Origin of the sequence: Soonwooa sp. (assembly GCF_032062245.1) — a bacterium.
GTDB lineage: Bacteria > Bacteroidota > Bacteroidia > Flavobacteriales > Weeksellaceae > Soonwooa.
The window spans coordinates 327,509-342,416 of record NZ_DAMBQF010000001.1 but is presented as its reverse complement, the minus strand read 5'-3'; the positions used below and the strand labels follow the sequence as shown (position 1 = coordinate 342,416).

General features: G+C 34.5%; 14 protein-coding genes and 1 tRNA gene. 7 read left to right on the top strand and 8 right to left on the bottom strand.

From position 1 onward, the window contains the following. Positions 1-16 precede the first annotated feature (16 nt). The 5 genes from RT037_RS01570 to RT037_RS01550 form a co-directional block, all read right to left on the bottom strand. Positions 17-325: a GIY-YIG nuclease family protein gene (locus RT037_RS01570; protein ID WP_313027548.1), complete on the bottom strand. Its 309-nt coding sequence runs from the start codon at positions 323-325 to the stop codon at positions 17-19. 54 nt (positions 326-379) lie between these two features. Continuing rightward, a tRNA-Asn gene (locus RT037_RS01565) sits at positions 380-453 on the bottom strand. 84 nt (positions 454-537) lie between these two features. Beyond that, positions 538-1,875, bottom strand: a complete 1,338-nt coding sequence (gene rseP, locus RT037_RS01560) for an RIP metalloprotease RseP (protein WP_313027540.1) — start codon at positions 1,873-1,875, stop codon at positions 538-540. Between the two features lie 116 nt (positions 1,876-1,991). Then, positions 1,992-2,468, bottom strand: a complete 477-nt coding sequence (locus RT037_RS01555) for a hypothetical protein (RefSeq protein WP_313027536.1) — start codon at positions 2,466-2,468, stop codon at positions 1,992-1,994. 46 nt (positions 2,469-2,514) lie between these two features. Further along, positions 2,515-2,949, bottom strand: a complete 435-nt coding sequence (locus tag RT037_RS01550) for a DUF6646 family protein (RefSeq protein ID WP_313027534.1) — start codon at positions 2,947-2,949, stop codon at positions 2,515-2,517. A gap of 281 nt (positions 2,950-3,230) precedes the next feature. Between RT037_RS01550 and menD the strand changes: the two genes are divergently transcribed. Continuing rightward, the gene (gene menD, locus RT037_RS01545; RefSeq protein WP_313027530.1) at positions 3,231-4,904 is read left to right on the top strand and encodes a 2-succinyl-5-enolpyruvyl-6-hydroxy-3-cyclohexene-1-carboxylic-acid synthase; all 1,674 of its coding nucleotides are present in this window, start codon (positions 3,231-3,233) and stop codon (positions 4,902-4,904) included. Here the strand turns inward: menD and RT037_RS01540 are convergent. Further along, positions 4,899-5,528, bottom strand: a complete 630-nt coding sequence (locus RT037_RS01540; RefSeq protein WP_313027526.1) for an aminotransferase class IV — start codon at positions 5,526-5,528, stop codon at positions 4,899-4,901. The two genes, menD and RT037_RS01540, sit on opposite strands and share 6 nt — an antisense overlap. Next, entirely contained in the window at positions 5,512-6,489 is a 978-nt protein-coding gene (locus tag RT037_RS01535) for an aminodeoxychorismate synthase component I (RefSeq protein WP_313027522.1), read from the bottom strand. The genes RT037_RS01540 and RT037_RS01535 overlap by 17 nt, the downstream gene beginning before the upstream one ends. Positions 6,490-6,540: 51 nt before the next feature. Here RT037_RS01535 and RT037_RS01530 point away from each other — a divergent pair, with 51 nt between their 5' ends. The 4 genes from RT037_RS01530 to RT037_RS01515 all read left to right on the top strand — a co-directional run bounded on the left by RT037_RS01530 (position 6,541) and on the right by RT037_RS01515 (position 9,424). After that, a complete protein-coding gene (locus tag RT037_RS01530; RefSeq protein ID WP_313027519.1) occupies positions 6,541-7,260 on the top strand; it encodes a hypothetical protein in 720 nt (239 codons plus the stop codon). Between the two features lie 65 nt (positions 7,261-7,325). Beyond that, on the top strand, positions 7,326-8,054 hold the full coding sequence (locus RT037_RS01525) for a beta-carotene 15,15'-monooxygenase (protein ID WP_312322994.1): 729 nt from the start codon (positions 7,326-7,328) through the stop codon (positions 8,052-8,054). 19 nt (positions 8,055-8,073) lie between these two features. Beyond that, the gene (locus RT037_RS01520; RefSeq protein WP_312322995.1) at positions 8,074-9,168 is read left to right on the top strand and encodes an AI-2E family transporter; all 1,095 of its coding nucleotides are present in this window, start codon (positions 8,074-8,076) and stop codon (positions 9,166-9,168) included. Position 9,169: 1 nt separating this feature from the next. Then, positions 9,170-9,424 (top strand): DUF3820 family protein, encoded by a 255-nt coding sequence (locus RT037_RS01515; RefSeq protein WP_312322996.1) that lies wholly within the window; start codon positions 9,170-9,172, stop codon positions 9,422-9,424. 10 nt (positions 9,425-9,434) lie between these two features. On the opposite strand, the gene uvrB is transcribed toward RT037_RS01515, so the two are convergent. Then, positions 9,435-11,426, bottom strand: a complete 1,992-nt coding sequence (uvrB, locus tag RT037_RS01510; RefSeq protein WP_313027513.1) for an excinuclease ABC subunit UvrB — start codon at positions 11,424-11,426, stop codon at positions 9,435-9,437. A 292-nt stretch (positions 11,427-11,718) separates the two neighbouring features. Here uvrB and RT037_RS01505 point away from each other — a divergent pair, with 292 nt between their 5' ends. Both RT037_RS01505 and RT037_RS01500 read left to right on the top strand, forming a co-directional pair. Then, complete coding sequence (locus RT037_RS01505) at positions 11,719-13,515, top strand: T9SS type A sorting domain-containing protein (RefSeq protein WP_313027509.1); 1,797 nt, start codon at positions 11,719-11,721, stop codon at positions 13,513-13,515. Positions 13,516-13,680: 165 nt separating this feature from the next. After that, entirely contained in the window at positions 13,681-14,895 is a 1,215-nt protein-coding gene (locus RT037_RS01500) for a PQQ-dependent sugar dehydrogenase (RefSeq protein WP_312323002.1), read from the top strand. Positions 14,896-14,908 lie beyond the last annotated feature (13 nt).

Sequence of the window (14,908 nt, the reverse complement as noted above, 5' to 3'; positions counted from 1 at the left end):
ACCAGCGACCCTCTGATTAATCCCGAAGTTTCGGGACTCTAACCAACTGACTAAGTGTTCCGTCTGGACTAAAATCTGGATCGACGAGCTTTTCTATAATCTTTCTACTATGCTGTTTTTTAATAAATCGTTCCATCGAAATAGCATCTTTTTCTTGATCTCCGCAAGAGAAAAGTGCTGCAAGCTTCCAAGGTCGATGTTTAGATGTAAAAGTATTAAAGTAGTTTTGTTCGTTATGCTGTTGCAATCTTAATTCTATGTTTGAAGTATATCCAACATAGTAAAGATTGCCAGTTTCTGAATAAATAATGTAAATAAAATACATAATTAAGTATACAAAAAAACACTTACTATTAAAGTAAGTGTTTTAGTAAAGAAGCTCCTCCTGCTGGGCTCGAACCAGCGACCCTCTGATTAACAGTCAGATGCTCTAACCAACTGAGCTAAGGAGGAATGTCCTTCGTTTAAAGTGGTGCAAATATATAACGATTTTATATTCGCACCAAATTTATTTTGAACTTTTTTTGAAAATATTTTTTAGAACCTCCCTGTTATCCACTTAACGATGTCGTTTCCAAAGATTAACACCATTAGTCCAAGTAAGAAAATAACACCTATCATTTGTGCATTTTCTAAAACTTTTTGCGGAACAGGCTTTCCTGTAATCAATTCCCACAATGTGAAAACAACATGACCACCATCTAAGCCCGGAATCGGAATAAGGTTAAGGAATGCCAACCAAACAGAGAACATAGCGGTAAAGCTCCAGAAAAACTCCCAATTAATAGTCTCTGGCATTTGTTTGATGATACCAATTGGTCCAGATACTTTTTTGTAGCCTTCAGTTTTACTGTTAAAGATAATTTTGAACTGCTTAACCTGCATTACCAATACATCGATAGTTCTTTCAAAGCCTCTTGGGATAGACTCTAGGAAAGTGTAGCTTTTAACAACTTGCGTTTTATCAAGTTCTTTTTGCGCTAAAGCCCCATTAATACCGAAACCTAATTTACCATCTTTACCAAGTGTCGTTTGTAAAGTTTCAACTTGATTATTTCGATCAACTTTTACTGTAATTGGTTTTCCAGCATTTTGTAATAAAGCTGTAGTCACTTGATCGTAATATTGTGTTGGTTGATTATTAATCTCAATAATTTTGTCACCCTTTTTCAGTCCCATTGCCGCTGCAGGAAGATTAGGTGCAATGCTATCTACAACTGCTGGAAAACGGTTACTGAAATACAATTTTGCTTCATTTGCTTTCAAGACTTCTGCAACACCATCTTCATTAACAGGGAAAGTCACCTCCTTACCATCACGCAATACAGTTACATTATTTGCAAAAAGCATATTCATAATAGAAGTTTGCATGCGCTCTGCAGGCTTACCATCTATTTTTAAAATTTTATCTCCAGTTTTAAGACCCATTTTTTCGCCTTCTGGAGTGACTGCGATTCCAGCTTCAAACTTTGAATTGTCGTAATATTTTTCACCTTTAAAATAAGAAAGACAAGAATAAATTAGCCACGCCAAAAAGAAGTTAACCGTAACACCTCCTAACATAATGATAAGACGTTGCCAAGCTGGCTTGCTACGGAATTCCCAAGGTTCTGCTGGTTTTTTAAGTTGATCGGTGTCCATACTTTCATCAACCATACCTGCGATTTTCACATAACCACCGAATGGAAGCCAACCAATACCATATTCGGTTTCGCCGATTTTCTTTTTAGCAATCGAAAACCAGGGATCAAAGAATAGATAGAACTTCTCAACTTTAGTTTTAAAAAGTTTTGCTGGGATAAAGTGACCAAGCTCATGTAGAATAACAAGGATAGAAATACTCAGTATAAATTGAAATAACTGTTCTGGTGCCATTTATTTTGTTTAAAATTAAATTATGCAAAGGTAAGCAATTGGAGTTACATTTGTTTACAAGAAAAAGACCCTATCCGTAGATAAGGTCTTTTTTAACTATTTTTATAAATAATTTCTTATTTCAAAACATATTTGAATCCTAAAGTAAAGCGTCCTGCTTCGAAGTTAGAATCATTAGAAAGATTCCACCAAGGCTTCCAGTCAAAGCTCATTGCTAATGGAGCAGATGCGATTTTGTATTCTAAACCTAATTGTGGTCTAATAGCAAACGAAGTATCGCTATCTCCTCCAGCTTTCCAAAATGTAAGTTGTGGACCAACACCGATGTACCATCCAAGACCACCAGCACCGTTGAATTTTTGATTGTAGGTATAATCTGCACCTAATACAGTAGTGTTATCTCCAAACAATACTTGTACGTTACCTGCATTTCTTCCATCGAAAGAGTGCTTATATTGAGGACCAAATAATGTTGGACCATCTCCTAAATCTACTGCAAGACCTAATGCGTCTCTATATGACTGCGCATTTGCAAATTGACTCCCTAGTGCTAATGCACCTAATAAAGCGATTGATTTAACTAAGTTTTTCATTATTGTAAATTTTAATAGTTTGTGTAATATTTCTTATTCTGATTTTCTATAAATTAACCACGACTCCTAAGCCGCCACGGTTTCCTAATTCTACAAAACCTCCAAAGTTCTCTGTGAAGAAGTATCTAACACCAACATGTGCCCCAAAATCAAAAGTATCGCCCAAAACGCCTAGAGTTACACCTGGATAAATATCCAAATTGTTATCTAAATTAAGTAAATCATGCAAGTGATAATTAAAGCGTCCATGTATTGAAAAGTCAGATTTAGAATCGTTTTTTCCAAAATAGAGACCTAATCCCGCTCCTACCGAAATGGCATCTGCGATACCATAATCGTAACTACCTTTAAGACCTAGACCTTCACTTCCATAAAAATTAAGACCTGCTTGTACCTTTTGATCGCCTTTTCCATTCCAAGCCTGAGCCGAAGCTGTTGTCATCATAAAGCAACCTAAAGCTGCTAACATCAATTTCTTCATATTATTTCTTCTATTTAAGTCCTAATCAAAAATAAGACCAAGAATTTATGGAGCGCATAATTTTTTAATAAAAAATAACAAAATATCGTGTTAAAATAGTCATAATTAAGTGTTTTAGATTCTTAAATAATAGTTTATTTTAAATTGTTCTAATGTTAATTGGATTAAATCTTTGCAATATTTATAAGCTTTTTAACTTGTTGTTATCGATTTTTGAAATATATGGCAACTAAAAATGCCATGTTTTTTGACTAATTTTGCCAAACTTAAGATTATATCTAATGAAACAATATTCCTCAATACGAAGCGTACAGATTTTAGCACATGTTCTACAACAATATGGCATCGATAAGATTGTTGTATCACCAGGTTCTCGAAACGCGCCTTTGGCAATTCATTTTTCCGAAATGGACGAGATGCAATGTTATAGTATTGTGGATGAGCGCTCTGCAGGTTTTGTAGGAATGGGGATGGCTAAAGCTCTTAAAAAACCTGTTGCATTAACGTGCACCAGTGGATCGGCAGCGACTAATTATTACCCTGCGATTGTTGAAGCATTTTATCAAAATATCCCGTTGTTGATTTTAACAGCAGATCGACCTGCTAATTATGTTGATATTTTTGATGGACAAACGATTCGCCAGAATCATCTTTATCAACAACATTCCTACGGCGATTTTCAGTTAAAAGAAGATAAAGAAGAAGGTTCTTATGATTATAATCTTGATATTGTGAAAAAAGCAGTCGAATTATGTTTTGAAAAAAGCGGACCTGTACATATTAATATTCCGTTAAGTGAGCCTCTTTATAATCTAGTCAACGAACTTCCTGTTTTACCAAGTGTTGAGTCAACGATTCAAAAAAAGAAATTCGATTTTTTACCAAGTTTGACCGCAGAATGGAATACTTCAAAACGAATTTTGATTTTGGTTGGAAGTCAAGATCCAAATCCTGAGTTGCAAATGCAATTGTCGCAATTGGTTAAAAATCATAGCGTTGTAGTTTTAACGGAAGTAACTTCGAACTTAAACAACGAAAAATTCTTCTCACATATTGATCGTTATATTTTTAATTTTAATGAAGAAGATTTCAAAACTTATGCGCCAGATTTGTTGATTACAGTTGGTCAAAATGTTGTTTCTAAGAAGGTTAAGAAATTTTTACGTGAAGCAAAACCAAAACATCATTGGCATGTTGATGAGAACTGGCAACCAGACACTTACTTTGTTTTAGACCGAAATATTGAAGCAAAGCCAGAAGTGTTTTTCTCTAAATTGTTGAATAATATCAATCTAGAACCATCGCCATATTACAATTTGTGGGATGTTTTGAGAGATAAAGCCGATGCGCGTCACGATGCTACACTTCCAAAAATTGGCTATTCAGATTTTTACTTGTTTAACATGCTTTCGGACTTTATTCCTGCCAATTATAAAGTCCATTTTTCAAACAGTTCGGCTATTCGTTATGCTCAACTTTTTGATTTTAATAAATATGATTGTTATTGTAATCGCGGGACAAGCGGCATCGATGGTTGCACCTCAACTGCGATGGGATTTGCGATGATGACTGATGAGCCAACACTTTTGATAACTGGAGATATTAGCTTTTTCTACGACATCAACGGACTTTGGAACCAATACATTCCGCCGTTTGCGCGAATTGTGATTTTTAATAATGGTGAAGGCAACATTTTCAGAATTATTCCGGGACCGAGTGATACCAACGCGGTCGATGAGTTAATTGCCACACAACATCACAAAAGTGCCGAACTTTTAGTAAAACATTTCGGTTTCGATTACATAAAAGCGGAAGACGAATTGAGTCTAGATCGAGTGATTGAGTCTTTCTTTAAACCTGGTCAAAAGCCAAAAATCCTTGAAGTGATGACAAAAGGACATCATAATGAAGATAAGTTAAAAGCTTATTTTGAAAATTTAACACAAACTTTATAAATCGTCTATATCCAAAATTTTGGAAGGTAGATTTTTAATTCTTGAAATAGGATAAACGAAATTTTCATCAAAATCATTCAATGCATTAATGATTTGCAAATGAGAGAATTCCAAAATATTATCAACCGAAATTGCTGTTGACTTTATTTGTCTCTGTTTTAAAAGATGTTGTCTTTGTACACCATTTAACAAATAAGTTTCGGGCGTGTACCAAGTTTTATCTTTTAAGAAAAGCAAATTGCTAAAACTGGTATCAGTTACATTTCCGTTTTGTAGAATGATGACTTCGTTAGCGTGCGATTTTTGTTTTAAAAGATCTAAGTTTTTTCTATCAATATACTTAAATTGATAGTTTAGATTATCATCAGTAACTAATTCGAAATCTTCAATTTCTGAGATAGAATAAGGTAACATTTGGGTTTTAAAATTATTTTCTAAATCGTAAACTAAACGGAATTTGTACAAGCCATCTTCGTCATGATTCAAATTTTTAAAAACTTCTAAAACATCAATTCGACAATCTTTTTCGAAGTGCGAAAAAGTCTCAATCATTCGTTGTTGATGCAATTCTGCAAGGAAGATTTTTTGATCTTCCACTTTGATACTTTCAATAAATTGGAGCATAAATTTTATTTTTCACTTCTTCGTATTCGTCGAGTAATTGGCTTTGATGCGTAATGCCACCGCCGCTTTTAAAAACAAACTTGTCGCCTTCTTTTTCAATAAAACGAATCATGACGCAAGAATCTAAATTTTCGCCATCAAAAAAACCAGAAATGCCAGAATAAAAACCTCGATCATAATTTTCGGCTTCCAAAATTATTTCTAAAGTTTTCTTTTTTGGTGCGCCAAGAATGGAGCCAGCTGGCAAAAGAAGATTAAGAATGCTACCGATTTTATTCTGAAATTTAGGTTTTAATGTTCCTGAAATTTCCGAACTCATTGCAAAAAGATTTTTTTGTTGTGTTTGGATATAATCAATCCGTTGAAATTGATCCACTTTAACATCATTTGCGACCATACTTAGATCATTTCGCAGCAAATCTACAACGGTATAATGTTCAGCCTTTTCTTTAATGTTGGCTTTCAGAAGTTCTTTTGCATTAGGAATATCGGCATCTATTGTACCCTTCATTGGATGTGTAACAATCTGATTGTCTTTTATTTCAATAAAAGTTTCGGGAGAAAAAAATACAAATTTATTCGGAATGCAAGCTTTATATTTTGCTTTAGAATGTGCAAAAACTTCTTCTAAAGTATAATTAATTTTGATCGGTGTTTTTCTGGTATAATTTACTAAATATGAGTTGCCTTTCTTCAAATTTTCTTGAACCAAATCAAATCCTTTTCGGTAAGATTCTAAAGATTCAGCATTAAAGCTAAGATTGAATTTTTTATTACTAAATACTGCTTTACTAGCACTTTGTATATTTGGAAATTCTATTTTAATATTCGAATTTTTAAGTTCACTTTCTGTTAAAAGAATCATTTTTTCTTTTAGAAAATCAATAAAAAACACAAACGGAATTTTTGACAAAGAAAGTTTGTCAATAGCTGCGAAATCAAAATGAATTTCTTGTAACATTCTTTTATTAGGCTTTGAAGCTTTATTTTTGCAGCTCAAATATAAACCAATATGGAGAATACTCCCAACAATTCTGAAATCAATATTGTACTTTCTCGTGCTTTTGCTTTGTGGAGCAATACGATGAAGTTCCAGATAAGTTTTAGCATTTTTTATTTTGCGATACTTTTAGTTTTGGCATCTTTTGCGTTTAATTATTTCGGAATTAATAAAAAGGTTGAAGACTTTGCACCATTGATGCAGTCGGATCCAGATGCTTTCATGGCAAAACTTCGAGAACTTGCGGTGACACCAGAATATTCGAATTTTGTGTATGTTATTGTTTTGATAAAAGCTTTGGTTTTCCCTCTTAATATTGGGATGTTTAAAGTCTATGCCATGAAGGAGATGGGCGAAAATCCTGGTCTGAACGATATGTTGGCGGGTTACCAAGGCGTTAGTTTTTTCAAATATTTCACCTACGGGATTTTTTGGGGTTGCGTATATTACCTATGTTCTATTTTTGCGCCTTTGCTGTTGGTTTGGGTTTTAGTTACTTTTTTTGTTAGTCCATTGATGTTTTTTACTAACATTAATAGTTTTCAGGCGATTGGTAAGAGCTTTCAGGGGATTCGTGACAACTTTTTCATTATTTTCGTTTGTACAATTGTTGCGATTTTATTTTCATATTCTGGTATTTTGATGTTTGGATTTGGAATATTATTGACCTTTCCGTTTTGGAATGCTATCATTTATTCGTGTTTTCGACAGATTTTTACTGTGAAAAATTAAAATTTTTATATAATTAATCTAAATCTTTAGAAAAAATTGTAATTTGGAACAACAAAAAATAAAATATGGAAACATTTAACGAATTTGATTCGCATGCAAAAGTCCCAGCTAAGAACACGGGCGACATTATTTCTCATGCTTTTGAGACATACAAAGGTGTAGTGCTTTACGCAATTGTAACGATGATTCTTTACCTTATTATTTCTTTTATAATCCAAGCCATTTCTGGATTTAACTCTCAAGCAATTTATGAAGAAGCTATGATAAGTGGCGGTCAGATTGACTATTTAGCAATCCCAGGACTTAAAACTTATTATGCAATTTCGTCTTTCTTTGGGCTTTTATTGTCTCCACTATTTTTGGGATTAATTTATATTTCTCATAAAGTAAATACTAAACAACAAGTTTCTTTCTCAGATTTGTTTTATGCTTACAAAGAGAATTTAATTAACATTATTGTTTATAGTTTAATAACTGGTATTATTTTAACGATTGGATTCTCTGCTTGTTTAATTCCTGGTTTATTATTAATGCCATTATTTTTTATTGGTTATCCAATTTTGATTTTCGAAAAAGCGAGTGCAATTGATGCAATAACAAAGGCTTTTAACATCGCTAAAGAAAATTATGGTACCTTTTTAGGTGTTGCGGTGTTATCAGCGATTATTAGTTTTGCTGGTATTATCCTTTGTGGTATTGGACTTTTGGCAACAGCGCCATTTTATCTAACTGCTGCTTATTCATTATATATTGCATTTGTTGGACTTCCAAAACAAATTACTTACAATTCTTAATTAAATAAAAACAATTAAAGTGCCTAACTCTGAAAAACAAATTAGCGGAAACGTTATTAAACAAATTGCCCTTATCTTACTGATTGTCATATTGGTTGGGCTCATTTGCTACAATCTCGCCTTATTTATACCTTCTTTGCTAGGCGCTTTAACTTTATATATCATCTCGCGAAAATATCTTTTGTATCTTCTCGAAGTTAAAAATTGGAAACCATCTTTAGCTGCCACAGTTATAATAATTGCAACGCTGCTAATTCTTATTCTACCAGTGTATTGGATCGTAGATATGCTCATTGAGAAGTTGGGAAATGCCCAAGCTTATATGGGAAAATTCAATGCATTTATCGATAAAGTGCATGATTATGTCTATGCGCAAATACATGTTGATATTCTTAGCAAAGAAAATCTTGACAAACTAAAAGCTGCAGCTGGCAAGTTTTCAACATCGGCTCTTAGTACAACTTTTAATACATTCACGATTATATTTTCGATGTATTTTATCTTGTATTTTATGCTGGTTGATCCTCGTAAGTTTGAGAAATTACTTACAAATGCAGCACCTTTCAAAAAAGCAAATATTAATTTATTAGGCGAAAAAATCCGAAAAATGGTAATTGCAAATGCGATCGGAATTCCCGTAGTTGCACTTGGACAAGGTATTGTTGGATTAGTCGGTTATTTTATTTTTGGAGCACCGAGTCCAGTCCTTTTATTTGCCTTGACATTTGTTGCAAGTATGATCCCAATAGTTGGAGCTGCACTAGTCTATGTTCCGGTTTGTATTTTTATGATTGCGGAAGGCCAAACAGGTCCAGGGCTAGGATTAGCTGCTTATTGTTTGGTTGTAGTTGGTTTAACAGACAATCTACTTCGATTTACATTATTAAAAAAACTAGAAAACATCCACCCTCTAAATACGGTCTTCGGAATTATTGCAGGGATGAATATCTTTGGTTTTTTAGGTTTAATATTTGGGCCAATTTTGGTGTCTGTGACGGTTTTATTAATTCAGGTTTATCGCAACGAATTTTCCGACGATGACGACGATTCTCCGAAAGATATTTTATTACCTGATAATGAAGAACTTGAGCAAAAAGTCGAATTAATTATATAAAATGACGCCCGAAATTCTACAAGAGCTTTGCAAGATAAAAATGCCATTTGGAAAGTATAAACACGAGTGGATTATTGATCTTCCAATTTCCTATCTAGAATGGTTCAATCGCAAAGGTTTTCCTCAAAACAAATTAGGTTCTCAGTTAGCAACGATTTATGAAGTTAAACTTAATGGTTTAGATCATATCTTTACAGCGATACGTGAGCACAAAAAGCCCGAAGCTCCTTCTAAACCTCGGGTTTATAAATTGTAAATTTAATCAATTAAGCTTTCAAAGCTGCGATTTCGTCACGTAATTTGGCAGCTGCTATAAAGTCTAATTTCTTGGCAGCTTCTTCCATTTCTTTTTGTTTTTGCTCAATTAATTTCTGAATATCTTCATTCGCATAGGTTGCTTTAACTTCTGCAACTTCTTGTAATATAGATTTTTGAGTATATTTTTCATCAGGGAAATCTTTGCTCCTACCTACAAGATTTTCACTAATTTTTTTATTCAAGGCAGTTGGTACCAGACCGTTTATTTCATTATAACGGATTTGTTTTTCGCGTCGATACAAGGTTTCATCGATAGTAGCTTGCATCGATTTTGTTATTTTATCCGCATACATAATCGCTTTACCATTTACATTTCTTGCTGCACGACCAACAGTTTGTATCATCGATCGGCGACTTCTTAACATACCTTCTTTATCTGCATCCAAAATCGCAACCAACGATACTTCTGGTAAATCCAAGCCTTCTCTTAATAAATTAACACCAATCAACACGTCGAAAAGACCTAAACGCAAATCCTGCATAATCTGGATACGTTCAAGTGTTTCTACATCAGAGTGAATGTAACGTGTTCTTATTCCGAATTTTGTGAAATATTTGGTGAGCTCTTCCGCCATTTTTTTGGTTAAAGTTGTTACCAAAGTTCGCTCATCAACTTCTGATCTTTTTTGTATTTCTTCAATTAAATCATCAATTTGATTAAGGCTTGGTCTTACTTCAATTATTGGGTCTAAAAGTCCAGTCGGACGGATAATTTGCTCGATATATTCACCACCAGTTTTCTCTAATTCATAATCTGCTGGCGTTGCTGATACATAAATAACCTGATTTTGCATTTGTTCAAACTCAGGAAACTTCAACGGACGATTGTCCATCGCTGCAGGCAAACGGAAGCCATATTCAACCAAAGATTCTTTGCGACTTCGGTCGCCGCCATACATCGCATGAACTTGAGGAATGGTTACATGGCTCTCATCAATAACCATCAAAAAATCTTTCGGGAAGTAGTCCAGGAGACAGAAAGGTCGAGATCCAGGCAATCTGCCATCCATATAACGAGAATAATTTTCGATACCAGAACAGTAACCAAGTTCTTTTATCATTTCTAAATCTAATTCTGTACGCTCTTGTAAACGTTTTGCTTCTAAAGGTTTTTCGATCGAATTAAAAAAATCAACTTGCTTAACCAAGTCATCCTGTATATCTCGAATCGCACCTTGCATGGTTTCTGGTGAAGTAACAAACAGATTCGCAGGATAGATATTAATTTGTTCAAAATTAGCTTCTACATTTCCATTTACAGGGTCAAAGCTTTGGATTTTTTCAATTTCGTCACCGAAGAATTGAATTCTAACTGCGTTATCTGCATAAGCTGGAAAAATGTCTACAACATCACCTTTTACTCGGAAAGTTCCTCGCTGAAAATCATTTAAAGCTCTAGAATATAATGCGTTAACTAACGAGTGAAGAAGTTTGGTTCTTGATATTTTTTCATTTTTCTCAATTGTAATCAAAGATTTATGAAATTCGGTTGGATTTCCGATACCATAAATACACGATACAGAAGCGACAATCAACACATCGCGACGTCCCGAAAGTAGGGAAGCGGTTGCCGATAGACGAAGCTTTTCAACTTCTTCGTTGATGCTGAGGTCTTTTTCGATGTATGTTCCAGTCGTTGCAATATAGGCTTCTGGTTGATAATAGTCGTAGTAACTTACAAAGTATTCTACCGCATTATCTGGAAAAAACTCTTTAAACTCCATAAAAAGCTGTGCCGCCAAAGTCTTATTATGCGCCAAGACAATCGTCGGCCGTTGGATTTGGTTGACAACATTTGCGATGGTAAAGGTTTTACCAGAACCCGTTACGCCGAGTAGCGTTTGATATTTTTCACCAATTTGGAGGCCTTTTACCAGTTTTTCGATGGCTTGTGGTTGATCACCAGTCGGTTGATATTCAGATTGAAGTTTAAAATTCATACATCAAAATTACGAAAAGCAATTTTTCTTTTGAAAATTATTTTAGCTAAGTTCTTCTTGGTTTTAAAAGTGATTAATTTCACACAGATTTTTAAAAACAATATTCTGTTAAATACAGTTGAATGTTTATATTAATTGCGAATGAAGATTACTTATGTTTAGTTTAGTAATAATTAGAAGTATGTTATTTTAATTATATATAATGTTATTTAGTCATAGTATGTTAAAATATTATTTTTTTTTGATGCTAAATTCTTAAAAATATAACCTTTTATGCCAACAAAAAATTTTTATGAAATACCTTTATTTACGAAATGTAAAACTTTCAGTTTTGAGTTTTGCATTACTAGGTGGCATCGCGAATGCCCAAGTTTTTGAAATCCCTAAAGGAGACACAGGACCAGTAACTTACGCATCAAAAGTTAATAATGATGGCTTAGTTCTTTTAAAAACGAATAAAGCCAATTATACGTGGACAGAGCAACAAGGTTTAAAAATGATAGATTCTTTATCGAATGACAGCCTTATTCCTGGTAATCCTTCTTTGTCAGCCAATGGATCTGTCTATGCTTTAGCAGCAACCAATCCACAGAATAATCAAGTAGAAGCAGCAACTTATAATCCCGTAACAAAACAATATAACTTTATTGGAGGAATGGGCGCAGCTATTGATGGCAATACAACTGCACCTTTTGCTATTTCGGCGGACGGTACTGCGATTGTTGGTGGCGGATGGATTAATAATATGAATATGAACGCCTTCAAGTGGACTGCAGCTACAGGTTTGGTTAATTTGGGAAGTTCTATTGCAGAACGTAATACAAGAGCCAATGGCATCAGTGCAGATGGATCGACTGTTGTTGGATGGCAAGAAAGCGACTTCGGAAGTTGGGATGCTGTATATTGGAAAAATGGACAACAACATTATATAACAGATCAACAAGGTGCTAAAGTTTGGGAAGCATTAGATATTTCTGCAAACGGTAAATGGATTATCGGTGGAGCTTATAACTATAATGCTTGGAAATGGAGCGAAGAAACAGGTCTTGTTGTTATCCCCCATCCTAACGCACAAGATGGTTACATTGGATTTGCAAACGCAATTAGTGATGACGGTAGCGTGATTGTAGGTAACCAAAGTGCGACTCAAAATGTTGGACTGCCTAATGAAGGCTTTATCTGGACACAAGCGACAGGTCGTATATCTCTTAATACGTATGTTGATAATTTAGGACTGAACAGAAATGGCCTTAACCTTACTTTCCCAACAGGGATTTCTGGTGATGGTAAAATGATAAGTGGTAACGGACTAAATTCTAATAACAAATATGTTCCGTTTTTGATTAAGTTGCCAACTTCTCTTTCTTGTGCTGAGCAAAAAGTAACTGCAGATAATTTTGGCGGTTCAGCGGTTTTCGGATCAACAAAATCAGCATTTGATATTCCAGTTGGTGCACAAGGTTTTACCGCTTATGGTGTTAATATTAACGTTTACGAAACGGATGCTACAGCGACACCAACTTTCACGGTTAAGTTATATGACAACGCAGGTAACAATGTGCCTGGAACTGAGCTAAAATCTTTAACAGCAAGCATTAAGGGAAAAACATTAGTTGGAAATGCTGAAGGTAGTAATGTTTATAATTTTGTTTTAGGTTTTGATACGCCGATGACTCTAGATGCTAACAAAACTTATTGGATGTCTGTAGATTCTAATACTGGAGGATGGCAAATTACAGGGCCTAGTAACATTGGTGCTGGTATGGCAATTAGCCCTGCGCCAGGTATGTGGATTACAATTCCTCAAGAATTAATTTATGGTATCGAATGTTCGGTATTAGCGACTTCTGATGTTAAAACTGAAAGGTTAACATTCTATCCAAACCCAGTTAAAGATGTTGTTAATTTCAATACTAAAAAAGAAATCAAACAAGTTGTTGTTTATAATATTGCGGGACAAATCGTTTCTTCAAAATCTCAGATTAAAGATGCGAAACTTAATATGTCACAATTAGCGCCAGGAACTTATCTTCTTAAAGTTGAGCTTGCTGATGGACAATCGCAAACACTTAAAGTAATTAAAAATTAAAATTTAGTTTTTATTTTTAAACTCAATAAGCCTCGATTTTTCGGGGCTTTTTTGTTTTTATTATTAAATGAAATTCAGACTGTTTTTAAGTTTAAATCAAAAAAATAAAAAATAACTAACTTTACGAATCACGCTTTTTGAATGTTAAATTTTAAACTTAAAATTATGAAAATCAATTATAAAATATTTGCAGTTGTTGCCTTAAGTTTTTTATGTTCCTGCGACTCCAAATCCCAAAATAAATCTAACGCAACAAAGTCTGTCGAAACTGGGAAACCAAACTCTGTGGATCTGGAGCCAGCATTTCCGGGACAAACAAGAATTCCTGCCGTTAGATCCAAAACCGAATATAAAAGCGAAGTTCTCAATTCTTCTTTAGGAAAACCTTGGGGAATAGCCCAACTTCCTGACGGACGATTTTTGGTAACTGAAAAGTCAGGCTTTGTTAATTTGGTTGGCGCTGATGGAAAAACGAACAAAAAAATTCAAGGTTTTCCAAAAGTTGATGCATCGGGGCAAGGCGGACTTTTGGATGTTGCAGTCGATCCTGATTATCAAAATAATAAAATGATTTTTTGGACTTTTTCCGAACCTTTCGAGAAAGGAAATTTAACATCAGTTGCGAAAGGAAAACTTTCTGCCGACGAGTCCAAAATTGAAAATCCCCAAGTTATTTTTCGAGCAACGCCTTCTTATGATGGCAAATTGCATTATGGAAGTCGTATCGTTTTTGATAAAGACGGAAATCTTTTTGTGAGCACAGGCGAGCGTTCTGATAAAGTTACGCGACCTTTGGCACAAGATTTAACAACCTATCTCGGAAAAATTGTTAGAATTACAAAAGACGGGAAACCAGCTGCAGGAAATCCTTTCCTCCATAGTAAAGATGCAAAACCCGAAATCTATTCTTATGGACATCGCAATGTACAAGGTTTGGCGATCGATCCTTCGACAGGAGAACTTTGGAACTCCGAATTTGGACCACGCGGTGGCGACGAAATTAATTTAATAAAACCCGCAAAAAATTACGGCTGGCCAACAATTACCTATGGCATCGAATATAGCGGTGATAATATCGGAAAACATATTTCTCAGAAAGAAGGTATGGAGCAGCCCGTTTATTATTGGGATCCAGTGATTTCTCCGAGCGGAATTACGTTTTACACAGGCTCTATTGACGAATGGAAAAACAATCTGTTTATCGCTTGTCTCAGCGGCGAACATATCGACAGAATCGTCATTAAAGATAATAAAGTTGTTGGAGAAGAACGCCTATTAGAAGATGATGGCGAACGTTTTCGAGATGTCTTGGATGCAAAAGATGGATCGCTTTACGCCATTACGGACAGCGGAAAACTTTATAAAATTTCTAAAAAATAAAAACAAAATCCTG